We start from the raw sequence: 21,595 nt of genomic DNA on the forward strand, positions 1-21,595 counted from the left end.
CCAGTCACAGACCAAGGGAGGCACGGCGATGACCGCTGTTATCGGCGTCAAAGGGCACTGCGCCCATTGCGACATCACGTTTTCACTCAAGCCTTGGCAACTGAACGCCATTGCTATCCATGAGCCCTTTGGATGCCCGTACTGTCAGCGCATCTTGCAGTTGAACTGCCCCAAACAACAGCGCCAGTTCAAGTCGTTGGACCACTGGGCGATGGTGCGCCCGAGCATGATCGTGCTGACTTGCGTGGTGATGGTCGTGGCGCTGGTGGCCGAGTGGGTAGGGCTGATCAGTGTGATCGGGCAGCTGAATATTTCATTGGTAGTGGTGCTGGTGCACTTTCTGGTGCTGCGTTATGCCCGTCACCGGCAACGGCTGACGTTGGACTTGCAGGCGGTCAACACGCTACCAATTGAACAGCTCGCACGCGTTGCGCGTACTCGACTCGGCCAACAATAAAGGGCTGATGCCCATGTGTTCAGCCAGGGCGGTGCAGATGTCCGGCAAGTGTTGCGGGCTATTGCGCTGGCCCGGGTACATGGCGGGCGCCATGTCCGGCGAATCGGTTTCCAGCACCACGGCTTCCAGGGGCAGTTGGGCCAGTACTTTGTGCATGCGCAGCGCCTGGGGCCAGGTGGCCGCGCCGCCCAGGCCCAGCTTGAAGCCGAGCTTGATGTACTCGCGAGCCTCCTCAACACTGCCGGCGAACGCATGAATGATGCCGCCGCGTGGCAGGCGGATGCGCTTGAGGGTCGCGATCACTGCTGCGTGGCTGCGGCGTACGTGCAGCAAGGCCGGAAGCTGGAAGTCCACCGCCAGTTTCAACTGGGCTTCAAACAGGCTTTGCTGGCGCTCGCGGTCCAGCTGTTCGAGAAAGTAATCCAGGCCGATCTCGCCGACGGCGCACAGTTGGCGGTGGCCGTGCAGGCGGGTAAGCCATTCGCCCAGCGCGGTCAGGTCGGCGGGGCGATGCTCATCGAGGTACACCGGATGCAGGCCGAAGGCGGCGAACAAGCCTTCATCTGCTTGCACCAGGTCCCACAGCCGTTGCCAATTTTGCTGATACACCCCCAACACCACCATGCGCTGCACGCCGAGTTGGCGGCTGTGCGCCAGCACTTCCCGGCGATCAATGTCGAAGTCCGGGAAGTCCAGGTGGGTGTGGGTGTCGATCAGTTCCACGCTCAAGCCTCGTGAATACGCTGCTTGAAGGTCCGGCCGATGGCGTGCACGCCCGGTTGGTACTGTTCTTCTTCGATGGCGGCCAGGGCCAGACGCAGCGCGGTGTCGGCAATCAGCTGATGTTGCTGGGCCATGGCGTTGACCGGCAACGGCAGAAAGTCCAGCAATTGGGTGTCACCAAAGGTGCCCAGGCGCAGCGGTCGGGATTTGAGCGGGAAGTCGTGCAACGCGTCAAACACGCCTTGCAGCAGCACGTAGGAGGTGGTCACCAGTGCGTCAGGCAAATGCCCCAGTTGCTGGAGAAGTTGCTCCATCAGCTGTCGGCCGCAATCACGGCTGAAGGCTTCACCCTCTTCGATGATGACGTCACCGGTGAACCCCTGCAGGGCTTCGCGGAAACCGGCGGCACGCTCCTGGCTGATGCTTAGCTCGGGCCGTGCACCTATTAATGCGATCTCCTTGGGCACCGGTTGCAGCAGGCTGCTGGTCAATTGCTGGCAGGCCTGGCGGTCGTCGCTGACCACCGAGCAGAATTGCCCCGGCTCCATCACCCGGTCGATGGCAATCACCGGCAGGCCTTTGGCTTGCAGCTCGCGGTAGCTGTCATCGCTGGCCGGCAGGCAGCTGGCGACGAACAACGCATCGCAGCGCCGCGCGCGGAACAGTTGCAGCAACTGACGCTCGCTGTCGGCTTCATCATCGGAGCTGGCAATCAGCAATTGATAGCCGCGTGCTCGCGCGCCTTGTTCCAACAGCTTGGCGATCCGTGCGTAACTGGGGTTTTCCAGGTCGGGCAGGATAAAGCCCAAGGTGCGTGTATGCCGGCTGCGCAGCCCGGCCGCCTGGGGGTTTGGAGTAAAACCATGAGCGTCGACCACCGCCCGCACCCGCTCCACGGTTGTGGGGCTGATGCGTTGCTGTGCGGCCTTGCAATTGATGACGTAGCTTGCGGTGGTAACGGACACACCGGCCAGACGTGCGATATCACTGAGTTTCAAACCGGGATTTCCTTGTTTTTTAGAGCCTGCCCCGACATTTTGTCCGATCGTAACCGATTACTGCACACGACTATTGTCTGAGCTCAAGTGCCGAGTGGTCCTTCAAGCTTGCGCAATTAACGCGTAATCTGCCATAAATTCTAGATTAAACGTTTCAGCAGGCGTATTTTTACGATGTTCGCCGCTGAGTGGCTACTGCCAATTGACCACTTAGTCAGTTATTTATGAACGCCCGTACGCTGATTTATTCAAAACAATACCTAGTGCGCACACCGCACTAACTAGGAGAACGGCATGCTTGAGCTCACTGTAGAGCAGATATCCATGGGCCAGGTGGCTGTGGATAAATCTGCTGCCTTGCACCTGCTTGCTGACAAATTGGTGGCCGATGGCCTGGTCGCCGAGGGTTACCTCAGTGGCTTGCAAGCCCGTGAAGCCCAAGGCTCGACCTTTCTCGGCCAAGGTATTGCCATCCCCCATGGCACCCCGCAAACCCGCGACCAAGTGTTTTCTACCGGCGTGCGCCTGCTGCAGTTCCCCGAAGGGGTGGACTGGGGCGACGGCCAGATCGTCTACCTGGCCATTGGCATCGCGGCCAAATCCGATGAACACCTGCGCCTGCTGCAATTGCTGACCCGCGCCCTCGGCGAGACCGACCTGGGCCAGGCGCTGCGACGTGCCAGTTCCGCCGAAGCCTTGCTGAAACTGCTGCAAGGTGCGCCGCAGGAACTGGCGCTGGATGCACAGATGATCAGCCTCGGCGTGTCCGCCGATGATTTTGAAGAGCTGGTCTGGCGAGGTGCACGCCTGCTGCGCCAGGCTGACTGTGTGAGCAACGGCTTTGCCGCCGTGTTGCAACAAGTTGACGCGCTGCCGCTGGGCGATGGCCTGTGGTGGTTGCACAGCGAGCAGACCGTGAAGCGCCCGGGCCTTGCGTTCGTGACGCCGGACAAACCGATGCGCTACCTCGGCCAGCCACTCAATGGCTTGTTCTGCCTGGCCAGCCTCGGCGAAGCGCACCAGACCTTGCTGGAACGCCTATGCGCGTTGCTGATTGAAGGGCGCGGTCAGGAACTCGGCCGCGCCACCAGCAGCCGTGCGGTGCTCGAAGTGCTCGGCGGCGAACTGCCGCCGGACTGGCCGAGTGCGCGCATCACCCTGGCCAACGCCCACGGCCTGCATGCCCGGCCGGCGAAGATCCTTGCGCAATTGGCGAAAAATTTTGACGGCGATATCCGCGTGCGCGTCATAGATGGCCCGGTGGGCGCCGTGTCGGTGAAAAGCCTGAGCAAGCTGCTGAGCCTTGGCGCGCGTCGCGGCCAGGTGCTGGAGTTTGTCGCTGAGCCGACGATTGCCGGCGATGCACTGCCGGCGTTGCTGGCGGCGGTCGAAGAAGGCCTTGGTGAAGAGGTCGAAGCGCTGCCGACCTTCAGTGCCCAACCGGCAACATTCGATATTGAACCGGTGATCAGCGCGCCGCAGGCCGGCAGCCAGGTCCAGGCCATCGCCGCCGCACCGGGCATCGCCATTGGCCCTGCGCATATCCAGGTTCAGCAAGTCTTCGACTACCCACTGCGCGGCGAATCCTCAGCGGTTGAACGCCAGCGCTTGCACGCCGCGCTCAGCGATGTGCGCGCTGATATCCAAGGCTTGATCGAGCGCAGTCAATCTAAAGCCATTCGCGAAATTTTCATCACCCACCAGGAAATGCTCGACGACCCGGAACTGACCGACGAAGTCGACACCCGGCTCAAGCAAGGCGAAAGCGCTGAAGCCGCGTGGATGAGCGTGATCGAAGCCGCCGCCAAGCAGCAGGAGTCGTTGCAGGATGCCTTGCTCGCCGAGCGCGCTGCCGATTTGCGTGACATTGGCCGCCGGGTGCTGTCGCAACTGTGTGGCCTCGACACCGCCCAGGAGCCGAATGAACCCTACATCCTGGTGATGGACGAAGTCGGCCCCTCCGACGTCGCCCGTTTGGACCCGGCCCGCGTTGCCGGCATTCTCACCGCCCGTGGCGGCGCCACGGCGCACAGCGCCATCGTCGCGCGCGCCTTGGGCATTCCCGCCTTGGTTGGCGCGGGCGCGGCGGTGTTGCTGCTGGCGTCCGGCACGCCGTTGTTGCTTGATGGCCAACGCGGTCGCCTGCACGTCGCCCCCGACGCCGCCACCTTGCAACGCGCCACGGTCGAACGCGACACCCGCGAACAACGCCTGCAAGCCGCCTCGGCCCAGCGCCATGAGCCGGCCCTGACCCGCGACGGCCACGCCGTGGAAGTGTTCGCCAATATCGGCGAAAGCGCCGGCGTCGCCGCTGCGGTGGAGCAGGGCGCCGAAGGCATTGGCCTGCTGCGTACCGAGCTGATTTTCATGGCCCACCCGCAAGCGCCGGATGAGGCCACCCAGGAAGCCGAATACCGTCGCGTACTCGACGGCCTCGGCGGTCGCCCGTTGGTGGTGCGTACCCTTGATGTGGGCGGCGACAAACCCTTGCCGTATTGGCCGATTGCCAGGGAAGAGAATCCTTTCCTCGGCGTGCGCGGTATTCGTCTGACGTTGCAACGCCCGCAGATCATGGAAGCGCAATTGCGTGCACTGCTGCGCTCGGCGGATAACCGGCCGTTGCGCATCATGTTCCCCATGGTCGGCAGCGTGGATGAATGGCGCGCCGCCCGTGACATGACCGAGCGCCTGCGCCTGGAAATCCCGGTGGCCGACTTGCAGCTGGGCATCATGATCGAAGTGCCGTCCGCCGCGTTGCTGGCGCCGGTACTCGCCAAGGAAGTCGACTTTTTCAGCGTCGGCACCAACGACCTGACCCAGTACACTCTGGCCATCGACCGTGGCCACCCGACCTTGTCGGCCCAAGCCGACGGCCTGCACCCGGCGGTGCTGCAACTGATCGACATCACCGTGCGCGCCGCCCATGCCCATGGCAAATGGGTCGGCGTGTGTGGCGAACTGGCGGCGGACCCACTGGCGGTGCCGGTGCTGATCGGCCTGGGTGTGGATGAGTTGAGTGTGTCTGCCCGTAGCATTCCCGAGGTGAAAGCGCGGGTACGTGAATTCAGTCTGAGCGAGGCCCAGGGCCTGGCGCAAAAAGCCCTTGCGGTAGGTTCGCCTGCGCAAGTGCGAGCCCTAGTGGAGGCCGTGTAAATGGCGAAGATTCTGACCCTGACGCTGAACCCGGCGTTGGACCTCACGGTGCGCCTGGCGCACCTGGCACCGGGTGAAGTCAACCGCAGCGAAACCCTGCTGACCCATGCCGCTGGCAAGGGTGTGAATGTCGCCCAAGTGCTGGCGGACCTCGGCCATCAAGTCACCGTCGGCGGCTTTCTCGGCGAAGACAATCCACAAGCCTTTGAGGCGCTGATCGCCCGGCGTGGTTTTGCCGATGCGTTCATCCGCGTGCCGGGTGAAACCCGCAGCAATATCAAGATCGCCGAGCAGGACGGTCGGGTCACCGACATCAATGCGCCAGGGCCGCAGGTCACTGAGCAGGCCCAGCAGGCGTTGCTCAATCAACTGACGCTGATCGCGCCGGGTCACGATGCGGTGGTGGTCGCCGGTAGCTTGCCGCGTGGCATCAGCGCGCAGTGGTTTCAAGGCTTGCTGGAGCACCTGAAAAGCCTCGGTTTGAAAGTCGCCCTCGACACCAGCGGCGAAGCCTTGCGTGCAGGCCTCAAGGCTGGCCCGTGGTTGATCAAACCCAATACTGAAGAATTAGCTGAAGCGCTCGACTGCTCCATCGATTCCCTCGCGCAACAGGCCCTGGCCGCCGAACGCCTGCACGCCCAAGGCGTGGAGCATGTGGTGATCTCCCACGGCGCCGACGGTGTGAACTGGTTCAGCCCGGGCACTGCGCTGCACGCCACACCGCCTAAGGTCAGCGTCGCCAGCACGGTGGGCGCGGGCGACTCGCTGCTGGCCGGGATGCTGCACGGTTTGCTCAGTGTTGATCTGCCGGAAACCACCCTGCGGCGCGCCACGGCGATTGCGGCGATGGCGGTCACGCAGATCGGGTTTGGCATCAGCGATCACGCGCAGTTGGCGCGTCTCGAAAGCGGCGTCCACGTGCGCGCGCTGACAGAACAATAAGAGGGTTTGTGATGAAGTTAGCCATTGTTACCGCCTGCCCGAACGGCATGGTCACCAGTGTGCTGTGCGCCCGCTTGTTGGACGCTGCCGCGCAGCGCCAAGGCTTGCGCACCAGCGTCGAAGTGGTGGACGTGCAGCGCCCGGAACGCCAGTTGTCCCAGGCCACGATCGATGAGGCCGAGTGGGTGTTGCTGGTCAGCAGCACGCCGGTGGATATGCAGCGGTTTGTCGGCAAGCGCGTGTTCCAGAGCACGCCGGCCCAGGCGCTGGCGGATGTGGACGCGGTATTGCGTCGCGGCGCCGAAGAGGCCGCGGTCTATGTGGCGACTGCGCAAACCGCTAAAAACGCGCCGCGTATCGTTGCAATCACTGCCTGCCCGACGGGCGTGGCCCACACCTTTATGGCTGCCGAAGCCTTGCAGCAAACCGCCAAGCGCCTGGGCTACGACTTACAGGTCGAGACACAAGGCTCGGTGGGCGCGCGCACGCCTTTAAGCCCGGAGGCCATCGCCAATGCCGACGTGGTGTTGCTGGCCGCCGACATCGAAGTCGCCACCGAGCGCTTCGCCGGCAAGAAGATTTATCGCTGCGGCACCGGCATTGCCCTCAAGCAATCCGAGGTCACGCTCAACAAGGCCTTGGCCGAAGGTACGGTGGAAAGTGCCGCCAGCGGCGCGGTCGCCAAGAAGTCAGAAAAAAACGGTGTGTACAAACACCTGCTCACCGGCGTGTCGTTCATGTTGCCGATGGTGGTGGCGGGCGGTTTGTTGATCGCCTTGTCGTTTGTGTTCGGTATTCATGCCTTTGAAGAAAAAGGCACCTTGGCCGCCGCCCTTAAGACCGTCGGCGACCAGGCCTTCATGCTGATGGTGCCGCTGCTGGCGGGCTACATCGCCTACTCGATTGCCGACCGTCCTGGCCTGGCGCCAGGCATGATTGGCGGGTTGTTGGCGGGTACTCTGGGCGCGGGTTTTATCGGCGGCATCCTCGCCGGTTTCCTCGCCGGTTATTGCGTGAAGCTGATCACCCGTGCGGTGAAGTTGCCGCAGAGCCTGGAGGCGCTCAAGCCGATTCTGATCATTCCGTTACTGGCGAGTTTGTTCACCGGTCTTGCGATGATCTATCTGGTTGGGCCGCCGGTCGCGCGGCTGCTCACTAGCCTGACGGACTTTCTCAGCACCATGGGCACCACCAATGCGGTGCTACTGGGCATCCTGTTGGGCGGCATGATGTGCGTCGATTTGGGCGGGCCGATCAACAAGGCGGCGTATGCGTTTTCCGTCGGCTTGCTGGCGGCTTCCAGCGGTGCGCCGATGGCCGCGACCATGGCCGCTGGCATGGTGCCGCCGATTGGCATGGGCATCGCCACGTTCCTGGCACGGCGCAAGTTCGCCCAGACCGAGCGCGAAGCCGGCAAGGCCGCGATGATTCTGGGCCTGTGCTTTATCTCCGAAGGCGCGATTCCGTTTGCGGCCAAAGACCCGCTGCGCGTGATCCCGGCCAGCATCGCCGGTGGCGCCTTGACCGGCGCGCTGTCGATGTACTTTGGCTGCAAGCTGGCAGCGCCCCACGGCGGTTTGTTTGTGTTGGTGATCCCGAATGCCATGAACCATGCGTTGCTGTACTTGCTGGCAATCGTTGCCGGCAGCCTGTTGACGGGGTTGGTGTACGCGCTGATCAAGCGCCCGGAAGCCGTCGAGCTGGCGGCCGTACCGACCTGACGGCGCGAACCGGCAATGGGATTACGGCGTGGTAGCTGAGCCTGGGTGATCGCAGTTGCCCATCGGTGAGGATCGGCAGTCTTCGTCGCCGAGTAATGCGTTGACGGCTGCATCCCACACTGGGGCTGTCATAACCGCTTCATCCGGGCATGGTTAAGTTGCCCTTTTGAATATTCAGAGGGCACCTGCATGAGCCACTTCGACCTCGGCCGTCGCCGCGTGATGCAAGCCGTCGGCGCTGGCCTGTTGCTGCCGGGCCTCGCTCCGGCTGTGATCGCGTCGGTCAAGGACCGGCCGCAACTCACCGATGGGGTGCAGTCCGGCGACCTGCTGGGCGACCGCGCGATGATCTGGAGCCGCAGCGACCGCCCGGCAAAAATGGTGGTGGAGTGGGACACCCGCAGCGTGTTCAGTAACCCGCGCAAATTCATTTCGCCGCTGGCCGACAGCCGCACCGACTTCACCGCGCGCGTCGAGCTCACTGGGTTACCGGTCGACCAGGCGATCTTTTACCGCGTGCATTTTGAAGACGCCCAGACCGGCGTCGCCAGCGAGCCGTGGTTCGGCCACTTGCGCAGTGTGCCGCAGCAACGTCGCGACATCCGTTTTGTGTGGAGTGGCGACACCGTCGGCCAAGGCTTCGGCATCAACCCCGACATCGGCGGCATGCGCATCTACGAAGCCATGCGCCTGCGCCTGCCGGACTTCTTTATCCACAGCGGCGACACCATCTACGCCGACGGCCCAGTGCCGGCGCAGCTGACCACCGAAGGTGGGCGCATCTGGCGCAACATCACCACCGAAGCCAAGAGCAAAGTGGCCGAAACCCTGGATGAATATCGCGGCAACTACCGCTACAACCTGCTCGACGAAAACGTGCGTCGCTTCAACGCCGAGGTGCCGCAGATCTGGCAGTGGGACGATCACGAGGTGGTCAATAACTGGTCGCCGAGCAAGCAGCTCGATGAGCGTTATCAAACCCGGGATATCAACACCCTTGTTGGCCGTGCACGCCAGGCCTGGCTGGAATATTCACCGATGCGCCGGCAAAGCGCCGACGGCGGCGGGCGGATTTATCGCAAGCTCAGCTACGGCCCGTTGCTGGATGTGTTCGTGCTGGACATGCGCAGTTATCGCGGCCCCAACGATGACAACCTGGGCGCTGAAAAACCCTTCCTTGGCCGTGAGCAACTGGACTGGCTCAAGCGCGAACTCAAGGCCTCCCAGGCGCAATGGAAAGTCATCGCCGCTGACATGCCTATCGGCCTAGGCGTGCCCGACGGCGAGGTCAGCCCCGGCGTACCGCGTTGGGAAGCGATTGCCAACGGCGACCCTGGCCCGGCCCAAGGCCGTGAACTGGAGATTGCCGAATTGTTGGGTTTTTTGCGCGCGCAACAGGTGCGTAACCACGTGTGGCTGACGGCGGATGTGCACTACTGTGCGGCGCATCACTATCACCCGGACCGGGCGGCGTTTCAGGATTTCGAGCCGTTCTGGGAGTTTGTCGCGGGGCCGTTAAATGCGGGGAGTTTTGGGCCTAACCCATTGGATAAAACTTTTGGCCCCGAGGTGGTGTTCGAGAAGGCGCCGCCTGCGCAAAACACCTCGCCGTTTGCCGGGTTTCAGTTTTTTGGTGAGGTGCAGATTGATGGGCAGACGGCTGAGTTGACGGTGATTTTGCGCGACCTGGATGGAGTCTCCGTGTTCGAGCAAAAACTGCAGCCCGTATAGACGATCATTCCCACGCTCTGCGTGGGAATGCCGGCTTGGACGCTCTGCGTCCGCTCTTAAGGTCGTGACGCGGAGCGTCACAGGATGCGTTCCCACGCAGAGCGTGGGAACGATCAGTCAATACACATCCCGACGATAGCGCCCTTGCTCAATCAAGCGCTCCACCGCCTCGCTGCCGAGCACCTCGTGCAGCACCTGATCCACGCCTGTCGCCATGCCCTGCAAACTGCCGCAGACATAAATGGCGGCGCCATCCGCCAGCCATCGACGTAGCACATCCGCCGACTCGCGCAGGCGATCCTGTACGTAGATCTTCTCTTCCTGGTCGCGGGAAAACGCCAGGTCCAGCAGCGCCAGATCACCGCTGGCCAGCCAGCCTTGCAGCTCGTCCTGGCACAGGTAGTCGTGGGCGATATTGCGTTCGCCGAACAGCAACCAGTTGCGCTGCTGGCCATCGGCAATGCGCGCCTTGAGCAAGCTGCGCAGGCCGGCTAGGCCGGTGCCGTTGCCCAGCAAGATCAGCGGTACCGGCGCGTCCGGCAGGTGGAAGCCACTGTTGCGACGCAGGCGCAGGCTGATGCTGGAACCGAGGGCGGCGTGTTCGGTCAGCCAGCCGGAACACAGGCCTAGGCTGCCGTCGGGGTGACGTTCCTGGCGTACGATCAGCTCCAGCACACCGTCAGCGGCAATCGAGGCGATGGAGTATTCGCGCATGCCCAGCGGCACCAATGCGTTCACCAGTGCCTGGGCATGCAGGCCGACCAAGTGCGCGCGGTTGTCCGGCAGTTGGCGGGTGGCCAGTGCCTGGTTGAGGGTTTGCGCCAGGCCATCGATCAGCACGCCGTCGCTGCCGGCCAGGCCCAGGCCTGCGAGAAAGTGCTCGATGGCCCATGTGCAATTGCGTGGCAGGATTTCCACCAAGTCACCGGCCAACCAGCTGTGTGGCGAGGGCGGTGTGAGGCCCAGCAGGTAGATGGCCGAGCCGACGCTGTCGCGGTTGAGCAGGGTGCGCTGGCTCAGGGTCCAGTTTTCGTACTGGGCGGGCTGCCAGGCTGCTGCCGGCGCGTGACCGGTGATCTGGCCGAGTTGCTGTTGCCAGGTCTGCAAGGCCTCGGTGTCACCGCTGTCGACTTCCACTGGGGCGAACAGCGGGTTGCCGCCCTGGTTGGTCAGCCAGAAGTGCAGGCGCCGGGCAAAACCGCAGAAGTGTTGGTACTGGCGATCACCCAGGGCCAGTACCGAATAGTTCAGGCCTTTGAGCGACAGCTCCTGGCCGAGCACGCTGCGCTCAAAACCACGGGCGCTGTCGGGGGCTTCGCCGTCGCCAAAGGTGCTGACCACGAACAGTGCATTTTCTGACTGGCGCAGGTCGTCCTGGCTGACGTTGCTCAAGGGCTGCACCTTCACCGGCAGGCCGGCGGCCTGCAATTGCCCAGCCGTCTGCCACGCCAGCTGTTCGGCGAAGCCGCTCTGGCTGGCAAAGCCGATCAGCCACGCCGGGGCATCGCTGTGGTTGGCGCCGAGGCCTTTGCGCGCATCGCGCACATGGCGTTTTTTGCGGCGCCGGTCGAGGTACAGCAGCCAGCCGGTAATAAAGAACAGCGGCATGCACAGCGCACTGACGGTGAGGATGATGCGGCCTAGCAAGCCGAAGTAGCTGCCGGTGTGCAGCGCGTAAACGCTGGTGAGCAATTGCGACTTGAAGCTTTTGCTGGCGTAGCGGTCGTGAGACTTGACCTCGCCGGTGGCCGGGTCGAGGTTGATCTGGTTCTGCGCGCGGTCATGGGGCGATGTTTTGAGCAGGTAATAGACGATGGCCGGCGGCCCGGCGACGGCCGGCATACGGATGTTGTAAGCGCTCAAACCAGGGCCGGCGTTAGCGTAGATGCTGCTCCAGATCGCAGCGTAGTCGGCCACCGGCGCCGGGCCTGCGGGCGGCGGGCCGCGTTTGCGCATGCGCTCATTATGCGGGGCGTCGGAGAGCAGTTTGGTCACGCCCTGATTGTACCAGTCATAGGACCAATACAAGCCGGTCAGTGCGGCAAACAGATAAAACAGCAGGCACCAGGTGCCGAACACCGAGTGCAGGTCCCAGTTGAAACTGCGGCCCTTTTTGCGCCAGTCCAGCGTCAGCCAGGCACGCCAGTTGGCCACTTGGCGCGGCCAGCGCAGGTACAGGCCCGAGAGGCAGAAGAACACCAGGATCAGCGTGCAGGCGCCGGTGATTTGCCGGCCGGTGTCGCCAGCGGCCAGGAAGCGGTGCAGCTGCAAGATGAAATCGAACACATCTTGGCCGACGGCGTCGCCCATGTAGTCGCCGGTGTACGGGTCGAAGTAGCGCATCTGACCACGGCGCTCGCCCGGCGGCGGGGTGAAGAACACGCGCGCGGCGTTGCCGCTTTCGTTTTCCACCCACAGCATCGATACGGTTTTACCTTCGGTGGCTTCGAGCTTGCGCACCAGTTCGGCGGGCGGCAGCACACCGGCTTCGCGTTTTTGCACGCTCAATACCGTGGGGTTGAGCGCGCGCAGAATCTCATCCTGAAACGAGACCGCAGCCCCGGTGATCCCCATCAACGCCAACACCAGCCCGGCGGTAATGCCGAAGAACCAGTGCAACTGGAACAGGGTTTTCTTCAACACGTCTGACGGCCTCGCTGAGCTGGATAGTTAGGTCACGGCGCGCATTATGCCGTGGGTTAACGAGAAAAATTCTGTTTTACACGCAAAAGCCCCGCGCATCCGATGCGTGGGGCTTTGGGCTGAAGGAGTGCCCCGTTTAGAAGTGGAAACTGGTGGTCAACAGCGCCGTACGACCGGCGGCCTGGTTGGCGAAGTGTGTCGAGAAGGCCTTGTCGTAATAGGTCTTGTCGGTGAGGTTCTGCACGTTCAATTGCAGGTCGACGTTCTTGGTCAGTTTGTAGCTGGCCATGGCGTCGTAGCGGGTGTAGGACGGCACGTACACGGTGTTGCCTACATCGCCATACACGTTGTCGACATAGAACGCACCGCCACCGATGGTCAGCTTCGACGTGATGTCGTAAGTGGTCCACAGGCTGAAGGTATTCTTCGGCGTATTCGGCATCTGGTTACCTTTGTTCGAACCTTTGCTGACTACGCCGTTACGCCCATTGAGACCGGCGCTGACCAGTTCGCTGTCGAGGTAGCTGTAGCCGGCGAACACTTGCCATTGATCGGTGATTTTGCCGCTGGCGGACAATTCCAGGCCATCGACCTGCGACTCACCGGCGTTCTGGTAGGTGAAGGCGTCGACCAGGATGCGCGTGTTTTTCTTCTCGGTGCGAAACACAGCGGCGGTCAGCGACAGGCGATCGTGGAGCAGGTCCCACTTGGTGCCCAGTTCATAGTTGACGGTTTCTTCCGGCTGCAAATCGCTGCTGGCGGCACCAGCAGTCAGTGGGTTGCCGTCGGAGCCTTCGCCCACTAGGCCGCCGGGCGGTGTAGCCGAGGTGGCGTACGAGGCGTAGATGCTGCCGTTTTCCATCGGCTTCCAGACCAGGCCGGCCTGCCAATTGAAGAACTGGCTGTCTTCCTTGATTTTGCTGCGCCCGGCGGCGGCATTGGTGTTGGCTTCGGTGTCGAAGGTGTCGTAGCGCAGGCCGACGTTGAGCAGCCATTTCGGGTCGAGCTCAATGGTGTCGAATACATAGGCGGCGCGGCTGACGGCTTTGGTGTTGGTGCCCATGTAGTTGCGCGCCACACTGCCGGTCCAGGCGTCGTCTGGTGTCGGGTTGCTCAACGATGTGCACTGGCCGCCCAGGCTCCCTTTGGCCACCGTGCAGGTCGGGTTGGCGTTCGGGCTCACGGTGTAGCTGCTCACGCGGGTTTCTTCGCCGGTGAATTCCAGGCCGGTGGAGTAGGTGTTCTTGAAGCCCAGCGCCTGGAAACTGCCGAACAGGTCGGTCTGGTTGGTGGTGGTCGTGGTGGTGGACACGCGGCTGTTGGCGCGGCGCCATACAGTGCCGAACTTGTTGACGTTGAGCTTGCTGTCGTCCGGTTGGGTGAGGACATAGTCCTGGCCGGTGCTGCCATGGCGCAGGGTGTTTTTCAGCGTCATGTTGTCGTTCAGGTCGTGCTCGATGGAGACGGTGCTGATATCGGCGCGGGTCTTGCGGAAGTCGCGGCTCTTGAGCCCGTAGAAGTTGTTGCTGTCGCCGCCGTCATTGGGTTTGTCATGCACGTGGGCGGTGGCGGTCGGCGAGCCGTAGCCGTAGGGGATCCCCGAATCTGGCAGGTCGTCGCTTTCCATGTGGTAGTAGCTGAGGTTGACGCGGGTCGGTGTGCCCAGGCCGAAGGTCAGCGAGGGCGCCACGCCCCAGCGGTCATAGTTGATCGTGTCGCGCCCCGCCACATTCTGCTCGTGGCTCATCAGGTTCAGACGGAACGCGGCGTTGTCGAGGAACTGGCGGTTCACGTCGAGCACGTAGCGACGGGTCTGGTCGGAGCCGTAGGTGAAGCCGCCGTTGGTGAAGTCGCGCGCTTGTGGGGTTTTGCTCACCAGGTTGAGGCTGCCGCCGGCCGAACCGCGGCCGCCGAACGAGGAGTTCGGGCCTTTGCTGACTTCAATCGATTCGATGTCGAAGATCTCGCGGCTTTGGCCGCCGGTGTCGCGTACGCCGTCCAGGTAGGTGTCGCCCTGCGCGTCAAAGCCACGGATAAATGGACGGTCGCCCTGTGGGTTACCGCCTTCACCGGCGCCGAAAGTAATCCCCGGTACGGTGCGCAAGGCATCCTGCAACGAGGTGGCGGCGGTGTCCTTGAGCACTTGTTGCGGCACCACGGTTACCGAGCGCGGGGTGTCCACCAGTGGCGCGGTGTACTTCTGCGATGAGGCTTTTTCCACCTGGTAGGAGGTGTTGTCCTGTTCCTGGCCGGTAATGCTGGTGGCACCGAGGGAGATGCTGTTGCGCTCGCCTTTTTGTTCAGTGTTTTGCGCTGCTTGCGCCAAGTGGGCGGCAGAGCTGGCGCTGAGCGCGACGCCGATGGCCGAAGCCAACATACGTGGTGAACTGGCAGGTGTTTTTAGCATTGTGCGCGACATCGACGTGTCCCTTCCCCAAGGTTGTGAGGCCGCGGAATATAGGATCAATAAGAGTTTCTATCAATTGCGATACATTACTATTCGCACTGAATTTACATTCTTTACACTTTTTGCTTACGGTTTTTACCAACTCGTTCGTCTCGCGCGTTTTACAGGCCGGATAAGAATCAATACCATTGGCGCCTCTCTGCATTCAGGTACTGCCCCATGCTGCTGCACATTCCCGACCTGTTCTCTCGCGAGGAGGTGCTGCGCATTCGCCAAGCCCTGGAAAACACCGAGTGGGCCGACGGTAAAATCACCGCCGGGCACCAATCCGCCAAAGCCAAACACAATCTGCAATTGCCTGAAGGGCACCCGTTGGCCAAGGAAATCGGCGCGGCGATGCTGGAGCGCTTGTGGAAAACCCCGCTGTTTATGTCAGCGGCGTTACCGCACAAGGTCTTCCCACCTTTGCTCAATTGCTACACAGCGGGCGGCAGTTTCGATTTCCATATCGACAACGCTGTACGCCAGGAGCGGGGCAGTCACGAGCGCGTGCGAACAGACCTGTCGTCGACGCTGTTCTTCAGCGACCCGGATGAATACGACGGTGGCGAACTCGAGATCCAGGACACCTTCGGCCTGCAGCGGGTCAAACTGCCGGCCGGCGACATGGTGCTGTACCCCGGCTCCAGCCTGCACAGAGTCAACGCCGTGACCCGTGGCGCGCGTTACGCCTCGTTCTTCTGGACCCAAAGCCTGGTACGTGAAGACAGCCAGCGCACTTTGCTGTTCGAGATGGACGGCGCGATTCAGCAACTGACCCGCGATGTCCCTGACCACCCGGCGCTGATCCAGCTCACCGGCACCTACCACAACTTGTTGCGCCGCTGGGTCGAGGTCTGAGATGGGCTTTTTAGTGCGCCGTGAAGAAGTGCTCAATGTTGAGCAACTGCAAAGCATGCTCGACGACTCCCCGGTGCGTGCGGCCCAGGCGATTCTGATGGCGGCGAGAGAGGGCGTGGTCGACGCTCAGGCATTGCTGGGGCAAATCCTGCTGGAAGGGCGCGGCATCGCACGCGATGAAGCGCTGGCGCTGCGCTGGTTCCAGATCGCGGCCAATGGCGGGCACTTGATGGCACGCAACATGGCCGGGCGTTGCCTGGAGCATGGTTGGGGTTGCGCCGTCGATGAAGCAGCGGCGGCGCGGGAGTACCGCCTGGCGGCAGAGGCCGGGTTAGATTGGGGCCAGTACAACTACGCCAACCTGCTGGCCACCGGTCGTGGTGTCGCGCAAGACCCACCGCAAGCGCTGGGGTTTTATCGGCTGGCCGCAGAGCAGGGCCACGCCAAGTCGATGAACCTGCTGGGGCGTTATCTGGAAGATGGCGAGTATTGCCCAAGGGATCTGGAGGCGGCTGTCGAGTGGTATCGCCGCTCAGCCGAAGGCGGGGATTTTCGCGGGCAGTTCAGTTATGCGGCAGTGTTGGCCGATAGAGGCCAGGTCGAAGAGGCGTTGGCATGGTTGCGCAAGGCGTTGGTGGGCGGCAATTTGAAGTTTTTGCGGAAGGCGCATATCGCGCTATTGAATGCAGTGCAGCCTGAAATCATGGGGTCCGCTAAGACCGTTAATAGTAGGCATCCATAAAAAAACCCATGACATGTCATGGGTTTTTTGTGTGCGAAGTGCTTACACGTAGTAAGACTTCAACGGCGGGAACCCGTTGAACTCAACCGCGCTGTAGCTGGTGGTGTACGCACCGGTCGACAACCAGTACATCCGGTCACCAATTGCCAGGTTCAGCGGCAGGCCGTACTTGTAGTTTTCGTACATGATATCGGCGCTGTCGCAGGTCGGGCCGGCGATGACCACTTCTTCCATCTCGCCTTTCTTCTCGGTCCAGATCGGGAACTTGATGGCCTCGTCCATGGTTTCGATCAGGCCGGAGAATTTGCCCACATCGGTGTACACCCAACGCTCGACGGCAGTGCGCGATTTACGCGCCACCAATACCACTTCACTGACCAGGATACCGGCGTTGGCGATCAACGAACGGCCTGGTTCCAGGATGATTTCCGGCAGGTCGTCGCCGAAATCTTCCTTGAGGAAGCGGATGATTTCTTCGGCGTAGGTTTCCAGGCTGTTGGTACGGGTGATGTAGTTGGCCGGGAAGCCGCCGCCCATGTTGATCAGCTTCAGATGAATGCCGTCTTCTTCTTTCAGGCGTTCGAAGATCACTTTGACCTTGGCGATGGCTGCGTCCCACACGCTGATGTCGCGCTGTTGCGAGCCGACGTGGAACGAAATGCCGTAAGGCACCAGGCCCAGGTCGCGGGCCAGGATCAGCAGGTCCATGGCCATATCGGTCTGGCAGCCGAATTTGCGCGACAGAGGCCAGTCAGCCGTGGTCGAGCCTTCGGTGAGGATACGCACATAAACTTTCGAACCCGGCGCGGCCTTGGCGATGTTGCGCAGGTCGGCTTCGGAGTCGGTGGAGAACAGGCGCACGCCCTTATCAAAGAAGTAGCGAATGTCTTTGGATTTCTTGATGGTGTTGCCGTAGCTGATACGGTCGGCGCTGACGCCACGGTCCATGACCTTGTCCAGCTCGTAGATCGAGGCGATGTCGAAGCTCGACCCCTTGTCTTTCAACAGGTCGATGATCTCGACGGCCGGGTTGGCCTTGACCGCGTAATAGACTTTGGCGAATTCGAAACCGGCGCGCAGGTCATCGTAGGCCTGGCTGATCATCGCGGTGTCGATCACCACGAACGGGGTTTCTTGCTTGTCGGCGAACGCCTTCATTTTGTCAAAAGTGGCGCGCGCGAAATAATCTTCGACGTTGATCGACATGCTGGGGACTCCTAAGGGCAAACTAAAATTAGCAATGGGTGCAAATGAACGTCCTCCGTATCCCCACTTTGGTTCGCCTACTTCCCAAGGCATGTCGCCGAAAGCAAAAAGGCCATGGGAATAAACGCTGCCCTTGGCCTTGCTGTCTCGTCGTCAGTACTTGAGCCGGATGGATCGTTTCCAGCATGGACGTTCGGCGCGAACTTTAGGACGTGAGGGGCTATAGATCAACTAAAAATGTCGCGTTTTTGCACGCGTTCGTCGCGCGACCTCGTGCAGCTACTTATGTAACCGACAGGTGTGACGGATTGATGTTCCCCGGATGGGGTAAATCAGGAGGATTTGCGGTGCCTTCATCGCAGGCAAGCCAGCTGCCACATTTGAATTGCATTCATCTGTTGGAATCATTGCATTCATCTGTTGGAATGCATTTCCCTGTGGGAGCCGGGCTTGCCCGCGATAGCGGTCTATCAGGCCAACGCTGTCTCGGCGGGCGAAACAATGCTGGTCTTACCGCCACGCGACTTACCAGAACTCAGGTACTCAGCAATCGACTCCTGAGTCACTTCACCCAGGAACACCCGCTCCGCATCCATCACCGGCAACCACGAACGGTTGAACTCGTACATGCGCGACAACAGGATGCGCAAATGCTCGTCATACGCCGCCGTGGCGTTGAATTCGCGCAGGTACTGGCCGCAGGTACCGGTCTGGCGGTGCAGGTCGCGACGTCGTACATAACCTAGCGCTTTGTTCTCGGCGCAGGTGACCACCACGTAGCGACGGTCGGTTTCGTCCATCAGCTCCAGCGCCTCGGCCACCGGGGTTTCCGGGCTCACCGACGGCGCGTTGTCCGCCGCGTCTTCGGCTTTCACCAGCAGCAGGCGCTTGAGGGTGCTGTCCTGACCGACGAAGCTGCTCACGAACTCATCAGCCGGATGCGCCAGCAAGGTGTCCGGGTGGTCGATCTGCAGCAGCTTGCCGGCACGGAAGATCGCAATCTTGTCACCCAGCTTGATCGCTTCGTCGATGTCGTGGCTGACCATGATCACGGTCTTGTTCAGCGCGCGCTGCATCTCGAAGAACTCGTTCTGGATCATCTCGCGGTTGATCGGGTCGACCGCGCCGAACGGTTCGTCCATCAATAGCAGTGGCGCATCGGCCGCCAGCGCGCGGATCACACCGATACGCTGTTGCTGGCCGCCCGACAGTTCACGCGGGTAGCGATGCAGGTACTGCTTGGGCTCCAACTTGATCATGCTCATCAACTCGCGGGCGCGGTCGTGGCATTTCTGCTTGTCCCAGCCGAGCAGCTTTGGCACGACCACGATGTTTTCCTCGATGGTCATGTTCGGGAACAGGCCGATCTGCTGGATCACATAACCGATGTTGCGGCGCAGGGTCACTTCGTCGAGGTCGGTGGTGTCTTCGCCGTTGATCAGGATCTTGCCCGAGGTGGGCTTGATCAGGCGGTTGATCATTTTCAGCGTGGTGCTCTTGCCGCAACCCGACGGGCCGAGGAATACGCAAATTTCGCCTTCGTTGACGGTCAGGCTTACGTCGTTCACGGCAGAGACTGCTTTGCCGTTGCTTTGAAAAGTCTTGGTCAGGTTTTGAAGTTCGATCATTTGAGCAGTCCTTTTGGAGTCAGCGAGCGTTGCAGCCATTGCAGAAGCAGGTCGGCGAAGATGGCCAGAAGACTGACCAGTACGGCGCCAACGATCAGCATCGACATGTCGCTGCGGCTGATGGAAGCCAGAATAAGTACACCCAGGCCACCGGCGCCGATGGTGGCGGCGATGGTCATCACACCAATGTTCATCACCACGGCGGTGCGCACACCGGCGAGGATCACCGGCACGGCGATGGGCAGTTCGACCATACGCAGGCGCTGGCCGAAGGTCATGCCGATACCCCGCGCGGCTTCGCGAATACCCGGATCAACCCCGGTCAACGCCAAGTAGGTGTTACGCATGATCGGCAGCAGGGAATAGAGGAATACCGCAGTAATCGCCGGCATCGGGCCCAGGCCCTGGCCGAACTTGGAGTAGAACGGCAGCAGCAGGCCGAACAGGGCGATGGACGGCACCGTCAGCAGTACCGTGGCGCTGGCTTGCAGCGGGCCGGCCAGGGTCGGGAAGCGCGTCATCAGCACGCCGAGCGGTACGCCGACGACGATTGCCAGGATGACGGCAATGCCGACCAACGTGATGTGCTGCCAGGTCAGATGCAGGACAAGTGCCCAATCAAGATGGGAAAAGGCGTTCAGGAATTCCATGTCTTCTCCTCTTATTGATTGATCGGATGTTGGCGCAGGAAATCTGCAGCGACAGCGGACGGGCTTTCGTGGTCGACGTCGACCCGTGCGTTCAGCTGGCGCATGGTTGCGTCGTCGAACAGCGCGGCGAGAGGTTTGAGGTCAGCTTCCAGCTGCGGGTGGGCGTCCAGATAAACCTGGCGCACTACCGGTGCGGCGGTGTAGTCCGGGAAGTAGTGCTTGTCGTCATCCAGCAGCTTCAACTTGAAGGCATCCAGGCGACCGTCGGTGGTGTAGACCAGACCGGCAAACACCTGGCCATTACGCAGCGCGGTGTAGACCAAGCCGGCGTCCATCTGCCGGGTGTTTTTGCGCGTGAGGTTCATGTCATACAGCTTGACCATGCCGGCCATGCCGTCGGAACGGTTGGCGAACTCGGTGTCCAGGGCCACCAGGCGCGTGCCTGTATTTTTTTCTGCCAGGGCTTGGGTCAGGTCGCTGATACTGTTGATCTGCGGGAATTCCTTGGCCACGTTTTCTGGCAGCGCCAGTGCGTAGGTGTTGCTGAATTTCGACGGCGACAGCCAGACCAGGCCTTTCTTTGCGTCGAGTTCTTTCACCCGTGCGTAGGACTGCTCGTTGTCGAGCTTCTCGTCTACATGGTTGTAATTCACCAGCGACACCCCGGTGTATTCCCAGAGCATATCCAGTTGCCCGCTTTCCTGGGCACTGCGTGCCAGGTTACTGCCCAGGCCGCCGGTCACACGGGTGTCGTAACCCTTGGTGCGCAGGTACTGGGCGGTGATTTCGGCAAGCAGGGTCTGTTCGGTGAACACCCGGGCGCCGATGCGGATGACCGGTTTTTCGGCGGCTTGCGCAATGCCTGCAAACAGCAGGACGCAGCTTAATATCAACGTCAGTTTTTTCATGTGATTTCCTTTGCCAAGCCTTAAGACGGACGCAACCCGCGTTCCAGCCAGAGGCGGCTGGCCATGGTCACCAGACCGTCGAGCAGCAATGCCAGCAACGCGGTGCACGCGGCGCCGAGCAGCAATTGCGGCTGATTGTTCAAGGCGATGCCGGGGAAAATCAGACTGCCCAGGCTGTTGGCGCCGATCAGGAACGCCAGCGGTGCGGTGCCGACGTTGATCGCCAGGGCCACGCGCACACCGCCGATGATGATCGGCACGGCGTTGGGCAACTCCACGCGAAACAGCACCTGGCGCGGCGTCATGCCGATGCCGGTGGCGGCTTCTTTCAGCGAGCCTTGAACGTTTTTGAGGCCTTCGTAGGTGTTGCGCACAATGGGCAGCAACGAGGCGAGGAACAACGCGAAGATGGCCGGGCCACTGCCGATGCCGAGGACGCCGAGGGCGATGGCCAGTACGGCCAGGGGAGGGACGGTGTTGCCGATGTTGAAGATCTGCATGAAGCGTTCTGCGCGCCCGACCATGTTCGGTCGGCTGAGCAGGATACCGGCGGGGATCCCTACAACGAGGGCTGCCAGCATGGAGACAAAAACGAGGATCAGGTGTGCTTGCAGGTAAAACAACAAATCGTCGCGGTACAGTTCGATCGTGTTGATGCCGATCCAGTGGACCAGCAGGGCCAGGAGAGCGACGACAACCGCTCCACCTATCAGCCCTTTGCCATAGCGAATAGCCACAGGCGGACTCCTTTTTTCTTTTGTCGGCGAACACATTTCTTCGTGGCAT

The 21,595-nt window shown here is 61.6% G+C and carries 16 protein-coding genes; 7 read left to right on the forward strand and 9 right to left on the reverse strand.

From position 1 onward, the window contains the following. The first annotated feature begins 28 nt into the window (after window positions 1-28). Window positions 29-457, forward strand: a complete 429-nt coding sequence (locus tag GJU48_RS03840) for a hypothetical protein (RefSeq protein ID WP_094948954.1) — start codon at window positions 29-31, stop codon at window positions 455-457. On the opposite strand, the gene GJU48_RS03845 is transcribed toward GJU48_RS03840, so the two are convergent. Together GJU48_RS03845 and cra are read right to left on the reverse strand one after the other, a co-directional pair. Continuing rightward, window positions 404-1,180, reverse strand: a complete 777-nt coding sequence (locus tag GJU48_RS03845) for a TatD family hydrolase (protein WP_094948955.1) — start codon at window positions 1,178-1,180, stop codon at window positions 404-406. The two genes, GJU48_RS03840 and GJU48_RS03845, sit on opposite strands and share 54 nt — an antisense overlap. 2 nt (window positions 1,181-1,182) lie before the next feature. Beyond that, the gene (gene cra / locus GJU48_RS03850; protein WP_094948956.1) at window positions 1,183-2,178 is read right to left on the reverse strand and encodes a catabolite repressor/activator; all 996 of its coding nucleotides are present in this window, start codon (window positions 2,176-2,178) and stop codon (window positions 1,183-1,185) included. A 294-nt stretch (window positions 2,179-2,472) separates the two neighbouring features. Between cra and ptsP the strand changes: the two genes are divergently transcribed. The 4 genes from ptsP (at window position 2,473) to GJU48_RS03870 (ending at window position 9,725) form a co-directional block, all read left to right on the forward strand. Continuing rightward, the gene (gene ptsP, locus GJU48_RS03855) at window positions 2,473-5,331 is read left to right on the forward strand and encodes a phosphoenolpyruvate--protein phosphotransferase (protein WP_094948957.1); all 2,859 of its coding nucleotides are present in this window, start codon (window positions 2,473-2,475) and stop codon (window positions 5,329-5,331) included. Continuing rightward, a complete protein-coding gene (gene pfkB / locus GJU48_RS03860) occupies window positions 5,332-6,273 on the forward strand; it encodes a 1-phosphofructokinase (RefSeq protein WP_094948958.1) in 942 nt (313 codons plus the stop codon). It abuts the gene before it with no gap. Between the two features lie 11 nt (window positions 6,274-6,284). Beyond that, the gene (locus GJU48_RS03865) at window positions 6,285-7,994 is read left to right on the forward strand and encodes a PTS fructose-like transporter subunit IIB (protein ID WP_094948959.1); all 1,710 of its coding nucleotides are present in this window, start codon (window positions 6,285-6,287) and stop codon (window positions 7,992-7,994) included. A gap of 189 nt (window positions 7,995-8,183) precedes the next feature. Beyond that, the gene (locus GJU48_RS03870; RefSeq protein WP_094948967.1) at window positions 8,184-9,725 is read left to right on the forward strand and encodes an alkaline phosphatase D family protein; all 1,542 of its coding nucleotides are present in this window, start codon (window positions 8,184-8,186) and stop codon (window positions 9,723-9,725) included. 117 nt (window positions 9,726-9,842) lie between these two features. Here GJU48_RS03870 and GJU48_RS03875 read toward each other — a convergent pair whose 3' ends face one another. Further along, window positions 9,843-12,368: a PepSY domain-containing protein gene (locus tag GJU48_RS03875; RefSeq protein WP_094948968.1), complete on the reverse strand. Its 2,526-nt coding sequence runs from the start codon at window positions 12,366-12,368 to the stop codon at window positions 9,843-9,845. Window positions 12,369-12,504: 136 nt separating this feature from the next. Then, window positions 12,505-14,787, reverse strand: coding sequence for a TonB-dependent receptor (locus tag GJU48_RS03880; protein ID WP_094948969.1), 2,283 nt, complete (start codon window positions 14,785-14,787; stop codon window positions 12,505-12,507). Window positions 14,788-14,994: 207 nt separating this feature from the next. Between GJU48_RS03880 and GJU48_RS03885 the strand changes: the two genes are divergently transcribed. Together GJU48_RS03885 and GJU48_RS03890 are read left to right on the forward strand one after the other, a co-directional pair. Then, window positions 14,995-15,675: a Fe2+-dependent dioxygenase gene (locus tag GJU48_RS03885; protein ID WP_094948970.1), complete on the forward strand. Its 681-nt coding sequence runs from the start codon at window positions 14,995-14,997 to the stop codon at window positions 15,673-15,675. 1 nt (window position 15,676) lies between these two features. After that, window positions 15,677-16,417 (forward strand): tetratricopeptide repeat protein, encoded by a 741-nt coding sequence (locus GJU48_RS03890; protein ID WP_155295925.1) that lies wholly within the window; start codon window positions 15,677-15,679, stop codon window positions 16,415-16,417. A 42-nt stretch (window positions 16,418-16,459) separates the two neighbouring features. Here GJU48_RS03890 and GJU48_RS03895 read toward each other — a convergent pair whose 3' ends face one another. From GJU48_RS03895 to GJU48_RS03915, 5 genes are all read right to left on the reverse strand, one after another. Further along, window positions 16,460-17,623 carry a type III PLP-dependent enzyme gene (locus GJU48_RS03895; protein WP_083360185.1) on the reverse strand — a complete coding sequence of 388 codons (1,164 nt, stop codon included), beginning with the start codon at window positions 17,621-17,623 and terminating at the stop codon, window positions 16,460-16,462. Between the two features lie 470 nt (window positions 17,624-18,093). Beyond that, a complete protein-coding gene (locus GJU48_RS03900; protein WP_094948973.1) occupies window positions 18,094-19,251 on the reverse strand; it encodes an osmoprotectant ABC transporter ATP-binding protein OsmV in 1,158 nt (385 codons plus the stop codon). Beyond that, a complete protein-coding gene (locus GJU48_RS03905) occupies window positions 19,248-19,901 on the reverse strand; it encodes an ABC transporter permease (protein WP_094948974.1) in 654 nt (217 codons plus the stop codon). Before GJU48_RS03905 ends, GJU48_RS03900 begins: the two co-directional genes overlap by 4 nt. A gap of 11 nt (window positions 19,902-19,912) precedes the next feature. Then, window positions 19,913-20,809, reverse strand: coding sequence for a glycine betaine ABC transporter substrate-binding protein (locus GJU48_RS03910; protein ID WP_094948975.1), 897 nt, complete (start codon window positions 20,807-20,809; stop codon window positions 19,913-19,915). Window positions 20,810-20,829: 20 nt separating this feature from the next. Continuing rightward, window positions 20,830-21,546 (reverse strand): ABC transporter permease, encoded by a 717-nt coding sequence (locus GJU48_RS03915; RefSeq protein WP_094948976.1) that lies wholly within the window; start codon window positions 21,544-21,546, stop codon window positions 20,830-20,832. Between the last annotated feature and the right edge of the window lie 49 nt (window positions 21,547-21,595).

Source organism: Pseudomonas sp. IB20, from assembly GCF_009707325.1.
Classification (GTDB): Bacteria; Pseudomonadota; Gammaproteobacteria; order Pseudomonadales; family Pseudomonadaceae; genus Aquipseudomonas.